Below are 17647 nucleotides of genomic sequence, written 5' to 3'. Positions count from 1 at the left end.
TATGAGCAGCTCAATCTATCAATACCAATCTAGCAACATTAGGTATCAGTGATTCACATTTTTCAATCAAAAATTTCAGTCAAAAAAAGCCCTTGATCGCGTCTAATCATCAAAGATTAAACATGATAAAGGGCTGAATACTTCCTAAGCTGCGTACCGTACAGCGCAGGTTAGGTAATAGACTCTACCGGCGGCTTCACATCCGCATTTTGGCCACGATGACGCAAGTAATGGTCAAGTAATACAATTGCTAGCATCGCTTCTGCAATGGGTGTCGCACGGACACCAACACAAGGATCATGACGACCTTTGGTCAGCATGTCGACGGCTTCCCCTTGCGTATTGATACTCTTGCCAGCGGTGGTAATACTAGACGTTGGTTTGAGCGCAATACTGACACGGATGTCTTGCCCAGATGAGATACCGCCCAGCACACCGCCCGCATGATTAGCCGCAAAGCCATTTGGCGTCAGCTCATCGCGAGCACTATGCCCAAACTGCCCAGCTACGGCCATACCATCACCGATCTCAACACCTTTGACCGCATTGATACTCATCATCGCATGAGCGATATCAGCGTCCAAACGATCAAATACAGGCTCGCCAAGTCCGACTGGCACACCACTAGCAATCACTTCAAGACGAGCACCGCAGCTCGTACCTTCACGGCGCAAGTTATCGATTAATGACTCAAAACGACCAACGGCTTCTTTGTCTGCACAAAAAAACGGATTGCTGTTTACAAAATCCCAATCGATCTGGCTTGGGTCCAGTACATTGCTATACTCATTGCCGATTTGGGTCACATGACCACGGATTTGCACGCCCAGTCGCTCTTGCAAGTACTTCTTCGCAATAGCACCAGCCGCTACTCGCATGGCAGTCTCACGTGCTGACGAACGTCCGCCGCCACGATAATCACGAAAGCCATACTTCATGCTATACGTATAATCAGCATGACCCGGACGAAAAGTGTCTTTGATATCACTATAATCTTTTGATTTTTGATTGGTATTGCGAATCAACAAACCAATCGATGTACCCGTCGTCTTACCTTCGAACACACCAGATATAATCTCGACTTCATCAGACTCGCGGCGCTGGGTTGAGTACTTAGAAGACCCAGGCTTGCGGCGATCCAAATCTACCTGCAAATCTTCTGCAGACAATACCAAACCCGGTGGAACGCCATCGACGATGGCCATAAGACCTGCGCCATGCGACTCACCGCAAGTGGTGACCGTAAAAACCTGCCCTATACTATTGCCTGCCATAACTGTCCTTAAACAAGTAAACGCTACTGATGACTACTTAATCATTGGTGACTGTCGATATTCATGCTTGGCTATTGAATGCTGTCTAATAGCTGAACATAAGCGGCAAATAGCGAACGATGTGACACTAACTCATCATAAGTAATCGCAAACACACCATGTCCGCCATGGGCAAACTTCAACCAATCAAATTGAATATCAGGATATGCTTGATTTAATGCCCATTCGCTGTCGCCCACTTCACAGACGAGCAAGCCTTCTGGGCTCAGATAATCTGGCGCTGCAAACAAGATACGATGTACCAAATCAAGACCGTCTTGACCAGCAGCTAGTGCATGCTCAGGCTCATATAAAAACTCAGGTGGCAAATCTGCCATGATGGCCGCATCGACGTATGGCGGATTGGTCACGATAAGCTCATACTGGTTTTCAGCCGGTATCTTGGCAAACAGATCTGATTCAATCACATTGACCTGATGACCAAGATCATGATGATCGACATTGACCATTGCCACCTCTAGTGCACCTTTATCGATATCGACCGCATCGACCAATGCATCAACAAAACGAGTCGCCAGTGCAATGGCGATACAGCCAGAGCCCGTACACATATCTAAAATACGCTCAGGCTGTGACAACTGCTTGATATCTAGACCGTGGTTATAAAACACGGCTGACTGCTCATTAGGGCTAGTACCCAGAGGCTTTGCCAACTCAGTCACATCAAAGTACGGGTGGAACTGCTGACGAATCAGCTCTGCAATGGGTGAGCGAGGAATCAATACACGCTCATCGACATAAAATGGCAAATCACAGAAATACGATAAGTTAATCAAATAGCTCAGTGGCTTACGTTCAGCGATGCGCTCTTCAAGTAAGCTCAGTATTGACAGCTTTTCTGTGTTTGTTAAACGGCAATCCAAAATCTGCTCATTGGCTGACCAATCAAGCGATAGAGAATGCAAAACAATGGCAGCGGCTTCTGCAAACTCGTCCGTGGTGCCTTGTGCCACGACCACATCGTAATTACGCAGCTGCGTAACTGAAAAACGAATGAAGTCACGAATACTCACCAGCTGCTCGCGCGCCTCTTCTAACTCTGCAGATAAGTTGGCAAACTGATCGTCTTCGCCTAGGAGCCCTGTCTCTAAATCATACGTCATCTCACTTTCTAAGCCCTCAGACTCATTGTCATCGAAGTATTGATTTTGAAACTCTTCTGCACTCATTGTTTGGTCTTCTGACATATCACACCTTGTTGATTTCATGCTAGCGGATTACATGCTGATGGGTTAAATTACTTTTTGCAAAAATCGATTGATTTAGTAAAAATCTAATCATACATTATAGACGTAAACACTAAGTTGCGCCAATCACTGTCGTTTTTACTTGAATAAAAGTAAGGAACTCATGAGCGATTTGCGTAAGAATCGAGCACAATGCCATACATATCGCTGTCAAAATATTACCCAACTGTAGCGAATACGTCAGCAGTTGACGTTTGATGAGTCTTAAATACAAAAACATGTGTCAAAAGTTTGCGAACCTATTAAATTATGCGCATAATAGCCGCATTAGTAGCAACCACAAGTGATCCAACATGATGAAAATAAAGCCTATTATTACTGCTATATCTATCGCTGCTGTTAGCGTTAGCGCCATTGCCGCCACTGCTGATACGACTCGCACATTGCCAGTACGTACAGTTGATTCGCTTGCCAAAAAAGTTAGCCTGAACTTACAAGAAAATCGCAGCAGCTCATTAGACAGCCGCGGCGCGACTGACAGTATGACTCAGCTAATCGATTCAAAAGAGGCACCAGCGGCAGATAATATGAGTGCCGCAGAATTGACACGTAAGGATGAGCAAGCTGACCGTAATGATGATGAAAGTGAAGGTCAAGCGGTTGCTGCCCCAAGCGACCTCTCATCTATCAACTCATCTGACCCACTTGCTTTTGAATTACCTGAAAACGAAAAACGTCAAGATTTTAGTGATGATCCTACCATCAAAAACATCGAAGACAAAGATGGTAAAAGACACACCACACTTAACTTATCAAACTATGCCAAGCAAGTGAATAGTGCTGTTTGGTCACCCAGCATGAAAGTCAATTCTGCAATGACTATCAAGATGCAGGCATTACTTGATTGGAACCATGCGTCTCCTGGCCCTATCGATGGTGGTTGGGGTATGAACAGTAAAAAAGCCCTTGTCAACTTCCAAACCATGAAAGGCTTGCCAGCAACGGGTAAAATGGATCAAAAAACATGGAGTGCCTTGATCAAAAACATTCCTGCTAATAAGCCCGTATTGGTTACTTATACGCTGACTAAAGCAGATCTTGATACCAACTTTGCGACCACCCCTTCTGGTTCAGAAGCCAAATCGAAAATGAAAGGTTTGTATTATCAAGACATCAAAGAGATGCTCGGCGAACGTTTCCACATGGACGTACGCTACTTAGACAAACTCAACAAGAATAAAGAGTACAAAGTCGGTGAAACGATCACCGTATTGAACAACCGCGGTGAGCTTAACCAGCGTATCAACCGTATCGTCGCTAATAAAGCAGACCAAACATTGTATGCGTACAACGGTGACAAGCTGGTTGCTACCTACCCAACGACTGTCGGTAGTGCTGCTACACCGTCACCAAAAGGTACTTTCAAAATCATCAATAAAGTGAAAATGCCTTGGTATAAGTCAACGGTTGGCGAAGGGGCTCAAAAGAAAGTCCATATGATCGCACCAGGACCAAATAACCCAGTAGGTGTTGTTTGGATGGGACTGTCAAAACCTTCTTATGGTTTACATGGCTCACCAGTACCTGAAGGTATCAGCCGCCAAGGCTCAGCAGGTTGTGTCCGTTTGACTAACTGGGATGTATTAGAGGTTTACGCCAACGTTGAAAACGGCGCGGTTGTCGAACTTCAATAACGCTGATTCACGGCTCTAATTCGTAATGACAAAAAAGACCTCAATATTGAGGTCTTTTTTTTGCTGATAAGTCATGTAAATTTACATCGATCAGCAGCCCTAATATTTGAATGTTCAACACGCCCTAATGTCTATTTACATCGATCATGCTATCTGACTTTATGTTTTATAGCCTTCTTCATTTCCAGTAATACTGCCAATTTTTTTGGTAAAGATCAGCCCTGCAGGTATCGATGCCAAAATACCCAGTCCTACTGCTATTTGAATATGAAATATCTCATCAAACCCTGTAACTAATGCACCAATCATAAAAAGCCCAGTCGTAACGGTTACTGCCATTGAGTAGATAACAGAAAATAAAGGCCAGTTCATAAGTTATTCCTTATATTTATTGTGGATATAACATATTTAGCCTTAATTCCACAAAAAAAGTAAGTATTTAACGTGAACCCTTGTACCAGTTATAACGGAAGACTTTATACCAAAAACCATGCTACTATTAAGGTTTTATGCTTAGTCAAAAAAACGCTCGTTTTTTTCGCTTGTTTCCTCACAATGCTTTCCTCTTATTCTTAAAAATATTCTATATTTTTATTTATTTATCATTACAATAATGACTTTCTTTATCTATTAAGAATGCTATCTGTTATGACCTCATCTGAAAAACCAAATAAGACTGACTCAATATCTGAGAACGAATCGTCAAGCACTATGGCGCACTTACGTCCGAAAGATACCTTAGATGGCTCAATAGCAGATGATTCAATAGCGGACAATACTGAGAAATCAGATACTCATCAAGACGGAGATGAAGCGACCGCAGATGCCAAGGCTCCTGAAGCCGAGATAAAGATGGAGTCAATCAGTGAGGAGGTGGTCGTCGTGACACTAGAGTCATCTGAACCAGAGCCTGAAATACAATCCGTCGACAAGCAATCAGAGGCGGTCTCAGAATTAGAGCAAGGGTCAGACTTTTTTCAGACAGATGCTGATGCTTCAGAGGCAGCAGAGCACACCTCACAAGAGGATACTAATGCTGAGGTAACTGTAGAAGCTGAAAGTGAGCCCGTAACCGATAGTCAAAATGCTGCTATGCAATCAACAGCTAAGAAGATAGCAGGTAAGCCTAAAACTAACATTAAATCTAATAACAATCATCAGAATAAATCTAACGTCTCACAGGATAGTGGCCAAGATACCGATACTGAATCGGACAAAGCACCAGAAAGTGATGAAGAAGAGGGCCAAAAAGAAAAAGAGGACAAGCTTGAATCTTATAAGCAATTTGTCGCCGAACAATTTAGCAATCAAAAGGTAGATTATCCAGAGGTAAGGGTTAGGATTGAGGCGAATGCGCTGCCTAGCAAGATGTATTTCATCATGAATATACTATCTGCCATCATTGCCAGCTATGGACTAGTGACCAATTCAGCAGCAGTCGTCATTGGCGCCATGCTGGTTGCCATGATGTTAGGCCCCATTACTGGCGTAGCGCTGGCTATCATTGACCACCGGATGCCGCTATTACGGAAGTCGCTGATTACTGTCATTGCTGGTGTCTCACTAGTGGTGTTGGTCGGTTTTATTGTTGGTTGGCTACATAAGGATCAACCGCTAACAGCAGAGATATTATCACGCACCCAGCCCACCTCTATGGATTTGATGATTGCCTTAGCTGGTGGTACAGCTGGTGCTTATGCGATGGTATCCCCGCATCTATCAGTGGCTGTCGTCGGTGTTGCTGTTGCGACTGCTTTGGTGCCACCACTTGCCGCCAGTGGTATTTTATTTGCCAATGGCGAGATGCAGCTTGGGTTGGGCGCGCTCTTATTGGCAGTGACCAACATCATTGCCATTCAATTTACCAATGCCCTAGTGCTTTGGCTGCTAGGGTTTCGACGTTTGGTCGATGACGACTATAAATCAAATACCTATCTGACTTTTTTGCAGCGTAACGCCGTGACTTTATTACTATTGGGCGCGCTAGGTGCTTACTTAACCATTAATTTACAAACCAATGCCAAGCAACAAGTATTTGAGAGTAGCGTCAAAGAAACGATCAATAGCTACTTTATTGGTCGAGGCAATGTGTTGACCAATACCCAGTTCGACACGCTCGATGACAATCAAGTGGTGCGGGCGGTCATTCGCGGTGAAACCTTACCCACCTCAGAAGATGTCCGCAAAATAGAAACCATTATTACTCAAGATATGGCTGACAACTTCCCTGATTATTTGCCCATCAAGCTACAACTGCGTTACTTACCCGTACAAGTAATTGAATCCAATCCGTTGGTAACAGACAAGCTTGATAAGACTGATGCGGCAATCTTAACCAATTAGCCTCTATAATTTGTGACATGAGCGATGGCTGCATTTGAAGAATAACTCAGCAGATGTAACTCTTGTACCAAGAGCTTGGGCGTTTGTGCTAAAATCGCTTGCAAAATTATTTTATGTCATCTACTCAATTCTATCCGTCAGTAAGGAGCCGCTGTGAGCCAGCCATTTCGCTCAGCCGATATTCGTCAAGCCTTTATCGATTTTTTCATAAGCAAGCAGCACACCCAAGTTTCATCGTCTAGCTTGATTCCACACAATGACCCGACATTGCTATTTACCAATGCCGGTATGAATCAGTTCAAAGAAACGTTTTTGGGTATGGAGCCACGTGACTATACCCGTGCTGTGACGTCACAGAAGTGCGTCCGTGCTGGCGGCAAACACAATGACTTAGATAACGTCGGCTATACCGCCCGTCATCATACGTTTTTCGAGATGCTGGGTAATTTTTCGTTTGGTGATTATTTCAAACAATCAGGTATTGAATATATTTGGGAATTTTTGACCTCAGATGAGTGGCTAGCGATTGATAAAGACCGCTTGTATGTCACCATTTATGAAACCGATGACGAAGCCTTTGAGATTTGGAATAAAAACATCGGTATTCCAAGCGAGCGCATCATTCGCATTGGCGATAACAAAGGCGCGCCGTATGCGTCAGATAACTTTTGGACGATGGGTGACACTGGTCCTTGCGGTCCTTGTACCGAAGTTTTTTATGACCACGGCGCCGACATCGAAGGCGGCTTACCAGGTACTCCTGAAGAAGATGGCGATCGCTTTATTGAGATTTGGAACTGTGTATTCATGCAGTTCAATCGTCAAAAAGACGGCACGCTATTGCCGCTACCTGCCCCAAGTGTCGATACTGGGATGGGTCTTGAGCGCATCAGTGCCATCATGCAAGGCGTGCATGGCAACTATGAGATCGACTTGTTCACTCATCTAATGGATGCCGCGGCTGAGATTTTAGAGATAAATAATGAGCAACAATCCTCACTAAAAGTGATTGCCGATCACATCCGTGCCGTGTCATTTTTGATTGCTGATGGCGTCACGCCAAGCAATGAAGGACGTGGCTATGTGCTACGCCGCGTCATTCGCCGTGCCGTACGTCATGGTAACAAGCTGGGTGCTGATAGTGACTTCTTTTATAAAATGGTGGCGCCGCTCGTCGCTGAAATGGGCAGCGCCTATCCTGATCTAAAAGACAAGCAAAGCGTTATCGAAAATGCCATTCAAAAAGAAGAAACACAGTTTGCCAAGACACTAGCGCAAGGTTTGCGACTATTAGCCACTGAACTTGAAGGCTTGCAAGATGGTGATACGCTCTCTGGTGAAGCGGCATTTAAACTGTACGATACTTATGGTTTCCCGCTTGATTTGACCGCTGATATCACTCGTGAGCGCGGTATTGTGATTGATGAAGCTGAGTTCGATGAGCATATGCAAGCGCAACGTGAGCGTGCGCGTGATGCGGGCAAATTCGACGTTGATTACAGCAGTGTGATCCAAGTAGAAACACCAACGACCTTTATCGGTTATGAGCAACTTGAAGAAGAAGGCGTGACGGTTGAGGCGCTTTATCAAGACGGCAATCCAGCAGAGAGCTTGTGTGAAGGCATGGAGGGTGTCGTGGTAATCGATCGCACGCCTTTTTATGCTGAAGGTGGTGGTCAAGTCGGTGAGCTGGGCGAGATTCGTACTGCATCTGGCGTCTTTGAAGTACAAGACACCAAAAAATCTGGTCAGGCTATTATCCATTATGGTGTTGTCACTATGGGTGAGATTACGACCAAGCAAACGGCAGATGCCCAAGTGCTCTCAAGCATCCGTGCAGCCAGTGCCAAAAACCACTCGGCCACTCACCTATTACACGCAGCGCTCAGAGAAGTATTGGGCGACGCGGTCACGCAAAAAGGCTCACTGGTCTCAAGCGAAGTATTGCGTTTTGATTTCTCTTATGACAAGCCCGTTAGTACTGCTGAAATCAGCCGTATCGAACGTCTCGTCAACGAACAAATCCAAGCCAACACCCCTGCTCGTATCGAGCACATGTCGATTGATGAAGCCATGAACCAAGGCGCGATGGCGCTGTTTGGTGAAAAGTACGGCACTGACGTTCGCGTGCTTACGATGGGTACAGATAGCATCGTAGACGGTCAACGCAAGCCTTTCTCTATCGAGCTATGCGGCGGTTTGCATGTACAGCGCACTGGCGATATCGGTGTACTAAAAATCACTAGCGAATCAGGTATCGCCGCTGGTATTCGCCGTATTGAAGCCGTCACTGGTATGAATGCGGTCAAAAACATTCAGCAAAGCGAGCAACAATTGAGTGAGCTTGCCGGTCAGCTTAAGGTCAAACGTCCTGAAGTTGCTCAGCGTGTCCGTACCATGGCAGATAAGCAACGCGATCTAGAAAAACAACTAGAGCGCTTGCAACAAAAAATAGCCAGTGCCCAAGCCGCCAACTTACTTGATGACGTGCAGACTATCGCAGGTACGCCTGTACTTATCAGCATGTTAAGCGGTGTCGATGGTAAATCAATCCGTACGCTGATGGACGATATCAAATCGAAACTTCCAGATAGCGTGATTGTATTGGTGGGTGATAAAGACGATCAGTTAGCCCTAGCAGCCAGTGTGGCGAAATCTATCACAGCCAAAGTAAAAGCGGGTGATATCATTCGTCACTTGGCAGGTGAGCTAGGTGGTAAAGGTGGCGGTAAGCCTGACTATGCGCAAGGCGGCGCACCAAAAGCGGCCAATACTAGCGCAGTTGTGAGCGCCCTACCTGCTTGGATTGAAACCCAACTTAGCCAGTCCTGAAAAAGCCATGGACACGGAGTATTACTCTAGTCTACTGCACAAAGGACACGCGATTGGTTATAAGCACTATAACCAATCGCCATATATCTAAGTGACGCTAAGGCTTAAAGTTACGATGTAGATATGGTATAAAGGTCAACGTTTGGACATATTACTCATTCACTACATTTAAAACAGCGACTGTTAGATGAATGAAAAACATAGGGCGTAACTCTTATAATCTGGCTTTATCTATACTAGCATTGACGAGTATCACATTGACCCTCATCAATGATAATGAAAGGTCATTAATGAATAATAGGTAGATTTTTATGGCGTTAATAGTACAGAAATATGGCGGCACCTCGATGGGCAGTATCGACCGCATCAAAAACGTCGCCAAACGAGTCAAACGCTGGCATGACAATGGCCATCAAATCGTCGTTGTGGTCTCTGCCATGAGCGGCGAAACCAACCGTTTGATTGATCTTGCCCGCCAAATTAGCACACAGCCTGACCCGCGTGAATACGATCAAATGGTCTCAACGGGTGAGCAAGTGTCTATCTCGCTCCTCGCTATGGCGATCAAAGAGCTTGGTATTGGCGCGCGTTCAATGACTGGTCGTCAAGTCGCGATCAAAACAGACAATGCCCATAATAAAGCCCGTATCGAAAGCATCGATGATAAAAACATACGTGAGCAGTTAGATGCTGGCAATATCGTCATCGTCGCAGGTTTTCAAGGTATTGATGAAGACGGCAACGCGACCACGTTAGGGCGCGGCGGTTCGGATACCACAGGCGTTGCCATTGCAGCAGCTTTGGGTGCTGATGAGTGTCAGATCTATACCGATGTCGATGGTGTTTATACCACTGACCCTCGTGTCACCTCAAAAGCCAAAAAGCTTGAAAAGATTACGTTTGAAGAAATGCTTGAGATGGCAAGTCTGGGTTCTAAGATTCTACAGATTCGCTCAGTAGAATTCGCTGGTAAGTATGGCGTGCCACTGCGTGTCCTCTCAAGCTTTGATGAAAACACCGACGGCAGCTTTGACCAAGAGTTTCAAGACAACGTGGGCACCCTAATTACGATAGACGAAGGAGACAATATGGAACAGGCAATCATCTCAGGCATCGCATTCAATCGAGACGAAGCAAAAATCTTAGTACGCGGTGTACCTGATCATCCTGGTATTGCCTCTGCCATCCTAAGCCCCATTGGCCGCGCCAATATCGAAATCGATATGATCGTACAAAATCTTTCGGACAATGGCACCACTGACTTTACCTTCACAGTCAACCGCTCTGACTTAGACAAGACACTAAAAGTACTGAATGAAGAAGTCAAAAATGAGATTGGTGCCAAAGAGATCTCAGGCAACAGTGAAGTGGTCAAAGTTTCATTGGTCGGCGTTGGTATGCGTTCACACGCAGGGGTTGCTAGCCTCATGTTCCAGACATTGGCTGAAAATAACATCAATATCCAAATGATATCGACCAGCGAAATCAAAGTGTCTGTCTTAATTCAAGACCAACACTTAGAAAAAGCCGTTAAGTCATTGCACACCGCATTTGGCCTCGATCGTGAAGACGGTGAAAGTAAAATCGCTGGGCTATAATACACAATATTATTAAAAGACATTTTTAGCCGTGACGGTAATTTGCAAAGCGACTATTAATAACTTTGAATAGTAAATAAAAAATAGGATCTTTTTAGATCCTATTTTGTTTTTTGTAAGAACTGGTCCAAGTAATTCTCTAATAGTTTTGTGAAAAACCGTGACAGTATCTGTTATGCCCCCTATAATGGGGCTTTCATTTGGGCTAAATGAATCTACCTATCATTGCCGTTATTGATACGACATCGCCTATGATGATTATCAAACATTATAGTCATTGATGTATGAGATGTTGAATAAGACGGTAATGTCCTGCAATTGAGAAGTGAGCTGATGAGTAATAATTTGTTGATGCGACATAAGGAGTGTGACGCATGTTAATTTTGACACGCCGTGTGGGCGAAACGCTAATGATTGGCGATGAAGTAAGTGTGACTGTGTTAGGTGTTAAAGGCAATCAAGTACGTATCGGTGTGAATGCACCTAAAGATATTGCTGTACATCGTGAAGAAATTTATCAACGTATTCAGCATGAGCGTTCTGTACAGTCGCAAATGCAGCATCTTGAGCAAGGCAACTTTTCGCCTTCTTTCGATGACGAAGATTACTTTAATCGCTAGTTAATAGTAACGAATGCGTCAATGCGTCAATACGTAATTATCAATCACAACTGAACATACATAAGCATTGTATTGTTTTTAATCTGCTCTGAGGTCATTTATTTATGAGTATCCGCCAATCAGATGTATCGGCATTACTTAATGGTTTGAACAAAAAAGCCATTGGATTCAATGATGTTATCAGCTTTATCGATGATTTTTATCGCTATGCGCCTGCGCCTTTTGTCAACGGCATGGTACACAATGCCGCTGGTGAAAACGAAGGCAGCGCAAAGGTTTTTGGTTTTGCTAAGCATCATGGCCTGAACCAATTGGACACGCTAAAACTGTTTGGTGAGCACTATGCCAAGGTTCAAGCAACCCCAAAGGGTACTGATCATGCCAATATTCGCAATTTCTTACATTGGGGCTGGCAAGGTTTTTTGATGCAAAAAAATCCGCTAACCGTTCGCCCTAGTGTTGATACGACTGCACTTTGATCAATTGTGAATTTAAAAAATTATCTATACGGTAAAGCCTCTAGTTACATATAAAAAAGCCACGCTGATTAGCGTGGCTTTTTTATATGTAACTTATTTAAGAACGGCTTATTCTAGAGTGGCTTATTTGTCGCGAAACTTCACCGGTTGCACAGCCCCTTTAGGATTGGGCATATTGGGATAATAATGCTCGTGCTCGACATCACATTCAGCCCCAACGACAGAGCCATCGTCTTTCACTGGCTTATGAATGTAACCCGTACGTTCAGCAGGCGCTAGATGCTCATGCTCCCATACCATCACCGCTTGCATACAGGTTTCGCGCTGTTCAGCAGTAATCTTACGACCATCAGGCCATTTGCCTAGCTCAATTGCCATACGAAACTTATCAACCACTTCAGGCGTCAGACTCTCTAGTATCGTTTGTTTGTCCATCTTACCTACTCTCCACAACTATTTTTTATAACATATTCGATATAACGTTTTTATATAACGGGCACACTTATTCGTCGTCCATCATATCATCATCGATATCAAGACTGAATTCTTCGGCATGTACGTTCCAGTGCAACTTTGTGCGACAGGCCTCATAAAAATCAAACCCGGGCGGATGCAATAAAGTGAGCTTGTCAGGATGCTTACGAATATATAGCCGCTGCTCTTGTTCAAGCGGTACGCTTGGTTTGCCATCGGCGCTGACCATTGGCTGCGTGCGATTGTCTTCGTGAATGCGAATACAGACCTCGCTATTACCACTGACCACAATCGGACGGCTAGACAAGGTATGCGGATGCATAGGCACCAAACAAATAGCATCCATACTGGGATGAATAATAGGACCACCGCCAGACAAGGCATAAGCGGTAGAGCCAGTCGGTGTGGCAGCTATCAAGCCATCGCTGTGTTGTCTATAAACATCATGTCCATCAATTTTCATCTGAAAATCGATCATGTGTACAGATTTTCCAGCATGCAATACGATGTCATTGAGCGCCATGTCCTCATGAATGATATTGCGCCCTTCTCGTATCTCCATCGTGAGCAAAAATCGATGATCCAGCTGATAGTTGCCCATCAATACTTGACGCAGCTTAAAAGCCGCTTCGTTAGGTTTGACATCTGCCAAAAACCCTAAGCGGCCACGGTTGACACCCAATACGGGTACACGGTAGCGCGCCAATGCTTCAGCGGCATGTAATATCGACCCATCGCCGCCCACCACGATGACCAAATCACAAATCTCTCCAATCAAAGCGCGCTTAACGATTTTGACTCTTTCGATCTCGTTAAGGTTTAGCGTTGGCAGATGAGCGGTCTGTACGTCCATTATCAATGTGAGACTCATATCATTGATGGTTTGGGCAATCTGCACCAAGCTTTTGGTGACGCTGCGTTTACCAGCGCGGCCCATTAGGCCAATACGCCTAAAAGCAGGGTTTTTGATAGCGTGGAATAGCTCTGATTCATCTAAGTGTGGCAATCTTGCTGACTGCGCTGAGTTTTCCATAAAACGACTCGGTATAACGGTGAAGTACAGAGCAATGATAGCGATAAATGCGCGCTTAGACTAGCATGTTTGTGAATTATCGTTGTTAACTGTCGTAACCGCCCCCATCTTAGAGTAATCAACCCCTTACTTTAGACAGGATTATCTTCTTACTTTGAGATTTTTGTACGTTCGTGAATAATCCGTATTAGGGCGCTGCAAAACCCTGCTAGTAGTCACGTAAACACAGTTGACAATAATGGCAGTTTTGCTAAAGTAACTGACATTCTATTTTTATATTTTATTATTAAGGACTTATGTATGGCCAACCCTATTGTCAGTCGCGCAGAGCTTGCGATCGGCGGTACTCCAATGACGGTCAAAGGTGTGATTCAAAAGACCAGTCTGTTACTTGGCTTATCTGCTATTACTGGTGTGGGCTTTTTCTTTTATGCGCTTATGGCTGGTTTATCGCAAGGTTTCATTACGATGGCAGCTTTTGGTAGTATGATTGCTGCCTTTGTGCTTGCCTTGTTTATCACCTTTAAGCCACAAAAAGCGAAGACATTGGCCGTGCCTTATGCATTGCTAGAAGGTATCTTTTTGGGCGGTATCTCACTGTTCTTCATGAGAATGTACCCAACCGTACCAGTAACAGCGATGTGTGCGACCTTTGTGACTGCCGCAGTCATGCTAGGTTTATATCGCTCAGGTCTGGTTAAAGTCACTGAAAAGTTCCGCTCTATTGTAACCTCAGCAGTTATTGCGATTATGCTAGTTTACGTAGCACAGTGGGTACTTTCGCTAGCGTTTGGTTCGAGCTTACCATTCTTATTTGAAGGCGGTGCTATTGCTATCGGTTTTAGCCTATTTGTGATTGTTATCGCCTCTTTCACGCTGCTATTAGATTTTGATAATATCGATCGCGGTGTAGCGATGGGCATCTCAGAAGACTACGAATGGCTGTTCAGCATCGGTATTCTTGCCACCCTAGTGTGGATGTATATTGAATTTATGCGTCTCTTGAGCTATCTACAAGACTAATTTTACAGCTCAAAAATAACTGCATAAAAAACCGCCTTAGCTATTTATAGTTAAAGGCGTTTTTTTATGCACGATGCTCAGTCATACTCGCTCATACTTAGAATTTACTGATGTCGTAAATTTAATTGCTAAGCACGTTTTAGACGCAGTGCATTTAACACGACAAACAGCGAGCTGAGTGACATACCTATCGCAGCAAGCCATGGCGGGACATACCCCAATGCAGCGGGTATCAGGACAATACTGTTGTAAGCGAGCGCCCAGCGGAAGTTTTGCTTAATGATACGCTCAGTTTTATCAGAGATACGTTTGGCAGCAGTGATGGCTTCTATTTGACCATTTAAAATTATGCTATCACTCGACACTTGTGCCAAATCTGCGGCGCCTGCAATCGAGGTAGAAACGTCTGCCGCTGCCAATACTGGTGCATCATTGATGCCATCGCCAACCATCAGTACAACTGCACCATTGGCTTGTAATTGCTGAATATGGTTGACCTTATCAGTTGGAGATAGACCATTATAGGCCGACTGTATGCCTAGACGCTCAGCCATCACCAGTGCTTGCGGGCTAGGATCGCCTGTCAGCATCACAGACTCGATACCTAACCCCTTCAGCGTATCTAGCATAGACTGGGCACTATCACGCACCTTGTCATTAAAATAAAAGCATGCCAGCGCTTGCCACTCATTTGCATCAGCAGCTTTATGAGAGAGGACCACCGCAGAGCTCGCTCGCTGTGCTACCAAGTCGATGGTCAAATCATTATTTGTATTGATACTATCATCAGCACTGTTATTGGTTTTATCTAGCGCAAAGTCTTTGTGGCCGATACGGTATCTGGCACCATCAATCATTGCCTCTACGCCGCCTGCTGGATAATGCTGTAATGCTTGGGTTTGAGGTAAATGCAATTGATAAGCAGCGGTCAATAGCGCATGTGCAATCGGATGACGGCTCCCTACTTCTAAAGCTGCAGCGATGGCTAATAGCGTATCTTTTTGGGCAGTCTGTGTCTTTAACACTGAACCATCAGACTTGTTATCGCTTACCTGCTCTACCAATTCAATATTTAATAAATTTGGCTTACCATAAGTCAGCGTGCCTGTCTTATCAAAGGCGACATGAGTGATTTCGGCTAATGTCTGCAGCGTATGCCCACGAGTGGTCAAAAACCCATAGCTTGCCAAACGATTGGTCGAGACCGTCAAGGCAATCGGCGTGGCCAATGAGAGTGCACAAGGACAAGTGGCGACCAATACTGCAACGGTGGCCCAAATGGCTTGGCTTGGATCAACGATATACCAGCCGACAAATACCAAGACGGACAACACTAGAATACGTGCGACAAACCAGCGTGCCAGCTTATCCGCTTGCTGCGCCAGTTTGGGTTTTTCGCTCATAGCACGGTTCATTAGCCTATCAATCAAACCGATTTGACTGTCTTTTGGTAATGCGGTGACTAGCATCTCAAACGGTTGGCTGTCGTTTTGTGCACCGCCGACGACATAATCCCCTTGAGACTTAATGATTAAATCACCTTCGCCTGTGAGCAGACTTTGTGACACTGTCGCAGTCGGACTCAGCAAAATCCCATCACTGATAATCTCTGAGCCTGCCTCAACCAAAATAATGTCGCCCACTTGCAAGCTATGCGCGGTCACCATTTGCTTTGAGCCTACCTCATCCTCTCGCTGTGATGGCGCAGTCCGGTGGTTGCGTGACAGCTGCCAGTCCTTAGCAATACGTACGGTAAGCTGATGGACAGGGGCACCCATCTGCTTCATAAAGTCAGGCATTGTTTCTACCATGACACTCGGTGCACCTTGCGCGTTATCAAGTGCTAGATGACTGCTCTGTGTGATGGTATTGTCATTTATCGTAGCAGTATCACCTATCATAGTGTCACTTTTAGCACTCTCACCTTGCTGAGACTCATAGTCTTTGAGCTGCTGTAAAATAAGCGCTGCCGCGGCTTTGTCTTCAGCGATTTTCTGAACCAAGACTGGCTCGACCACAACCAAATCATTGGCCATAGTGGCAGCTTTTAGACGGGCATTATGCTCGATATAACGCCCTGCCAACAAAAAGAAAATAAACATACTGACGGAGTCGTAGTATGTCTCCCCTTGCCCAGTGATAGTGGCATAGAGACTGGCAAAGAACGTAATGATCAAAGCCAGACTGACCGGCACATCCATATTGACTTGACGCGCCCGAATCGCTGACCATGCTGAGGTAAAGAAAGGAATACCAGCATAGAAAAAAACTGGCGTACTAACAAATAAAGAGACCCAACGCAAAAAGTCCCGCTGGAATATCAGCATGTCGCTGTATTCACCAAAATAAAGCGCGACGGCATACATCATCGCCTGCATCGAACCCAGTGCCGCAATACCAAGGCGTAGCAGCATCTGATTATTATGACGTGCCAGCATGGCTTCGTGAGTGTCCTGCCTGTAAGGCTTGGCCTCATAACCGATTTCATTGATGACCGCTAGAATGCGACTGATCGGCAATTTGTCTTCATTCCAAATGACTCGCATGCGCTGATTGGTCAAATTCACCTGACATTTACGAATACCTTCTAGCTCATCGAGACGCGACTCAATCAGCCAAGTACAAGCCGCACAGCGTAAGTTATTGACTGACAGCTCCGCCACCGACATCCCATCTTGCGCATAAACGAATTGCGATTTTATCTCGTCATGATCATAGACCTCAAGACGCGTCAGCTGAGTTGGCAGGCTTGCCGTGCGGTTAATCTCCGAACGATCAAGATAATACTGCTCCAGACCCGCCTCGACAATGCTTTGGGCCGCCAATTGACAGCCCATACAACACATCTCACGCGACTTGCCCAATATCTGAGCATGAAACGGTGGCTGAGGTACGGGATCACCGCAATGAAAACAGTGATCGGCAAGAGGGAGCACTAAGCCATCGATGATAGAATTGTCTTCATAAGGATGATTGGCAACAGCTGATACGGATGAGGGAATACTAGACATAATCGCGCTTACTTCCTTT

At 45.1% G+C, this 17647-nt stretch carries 12 protein-coding genes and 1 pseudogene; 7 read left to right on the top strand and 6 right to left on the bottom strand.

Features of this window, described 5'->3' with window-relative positions; genetic code table 11:
- Positions 1 to 170: 170 nt before the first annotated feature.
- Positions 171 to 1274, bottom strand: a complete 1104-nt coding sequence (gene aroC, locus IP510_RS01065; protein ID WP_194362951.1) for a chorismate synthase — start codon at positions 1272 to 1274, stop codon at positions 171 to 173.
- Between the two features lie 71 nt (positions 1275 to 1345).
- A complete protein-coding gene (gene prmB, locus IP510_RS01060) occupies positions 1346 to 2521 on the bottom strand; it encodes a 50S ribosomal protein L3 N(5)-glutamine methyltransferase (RefSeq protein ID WP_194362950.1) in 1176 nt (391 codons plus the stop codon).
- Positions 2522 to 2874: 353 nt separating this feature from the next.
- On the opposite strand from prmB, the gene IP510_RS01055 reads away from it, so the two are divergent.
- Positions 2875 to 4215, top strand: a complete 1341-nt coding sequence (locus IP510_RS01055; RefSeq protein WP_194362949.1) for a L,D-transpeptidase family protein — start codon at positions 2875 to 2877, stop codon at positions 4213 to 4215.
- Between the two features lie 159 nt (positions 4216 to 4374).
- On the opposite strand, the gene IP510_RS01050 is transcribed toward IP510_RS01055, so the two are convergent.
- Entirely contained in the window at positions 4375 to 4587 is a 213-nt protein-coding gene (locus IP510_RS01050; RefSeq protein WP_194362948.1) for a hypothetical protein, read from the bottom strand.
- Positions 4588 to 4863: 276 nt separating this feature from the next.
- Between IP510_RS01050 and IP510_RS01045 the strand changes: the two genes are divergently transcribed.
- The 5 genes and pseudogenes from IP510_RS01045 to IP510_RS01025 all read left to right on the top strand — a co-directional run bounded on the left by IP510_RS01045 (position 4864) and on the right by IP510_RS01025 (position 12087).
- Positions 4864 to 6558: a DUF389 domain-containing protein gene (locus IP510_RS01045; protein WP_227669404.1), complete on the top strand. Its 1695-nt coding sequence runs from the start codon at positions 4864 to 4866 to the stop codon at positions 6556 to 6558.
- Between the two features lie 153 nt (positions 6559 to 6711).
- A complete protein-coding gene (alaS, locus tag IP510_RS01040; RefSeq protein WP_194362947.1) occupies positions 6712 to 9390 on the top strand; it encodes an alanine--tRNA ligase in 2679 nt (892 codons plus the stop codon).
- A gap of 311 nt (positions 9391 to 9701) precedes the next feature.
- On the top strand, positions 9702 to 10988 hold the full coding sequence (locus IP510_RS01035; protein WP_194362946.1) for an aspartate kinase: 1287 nt from the start codon (positions 9702 to 9704) through the stop codon (positions 10986 to 10988).
- A gap of 374 nt (positions 10989 to 11362) precedes the next feature.
- A pseudogene (gene csrA / locus IP510_RS01030) lies at positions 11363 to 11530 on the top strand (carbon storage regulator CsrA); the annotation flags it as partial.
- 182 nt (positions 11531 to 11712) lie between these two features.
- A complete protein-coding gene (locus IP510_RS01025; protein ID WP_194362945.1) occupies positions 11713 to 12087 on the top strand; it encodes a HopJ type III effector protein in 375 nt (124 codons plus the stop codon).
- 123 nt (positions 12088 to 12210) lie between these two features.
- Here the strand turns inward: IP510_RS01025 and IP510_RS01020 are convergent, their stop codons facing one another.
- Entirely contained in the window at positions 12211 to 12522 is a 312-nt protein-coding gene (locus IP510_RS01020; protein ID WP_194362944.1) for a YeaC family protein, read from the bottom strand.
- A 67-nt stretch (positions 12523 to 12589) separates the two neighbouring features.
- Positions 12590 to 13594, bottom strand: a complete 1005-nt coding sequence (locus IP510_RS01015; RefSeq protein ID WP_194362943.1) for an NAD(+) kinase — start codon at positions 13592 to 13594, stop codon at positions 12590 to 12592.
- Between the two features lie 300 nt (positions 13595 to 13894).
- Between IP510_RS01015 and IP510_RS01010 the strand changes: the two genes are divergently transcribed.
- Positions 13895 to 14617 (top strand): Bax inhibitor-1/YccA family membrane protein, encoded by a 723-nt coding sequence (locus IP510_RS01010; RefSeq protein ID WP_194362942.1) that lies wholly within the window; start codon positions 13895 to 13897, stop codon positions 14615 to 14617.
- A gap of 128 nt (positions 14618 to 14745) precedes the next feature.
- Here the strand turns inward: IP510_RS01010 and IP510_RS01005 are convergent, their stop codons facing one another.
- Positions 14746 to 17628 carry a heavy metal translocating P-type ATPase gene (locus tag IP510_RS01005; protein WP_194362941.1) on the bottom strand — a complete coding sequence of 961 codons (2883 nt, stop codon included), beginning with the start codon at positions 17626 to 17628 and terminating at the stop codon, positions 14746 to 14748.
- Positions 17629 to 17647: the final 19 nt, after the last annotated feature.

The sequence above is a fragment of the Psychrobacter sp. NG254 genome (genome assembly GCF_015277735.1).
Taxonomy (GTDB): Bacteria; Pseudomonadota; Gammaproteobacteria; order Pseudomonadales; family Moraxellaceae; genus Psychrobacter.
This window is presented reverse-complemented; position numbering and strand designations above follow the sequence as displayed.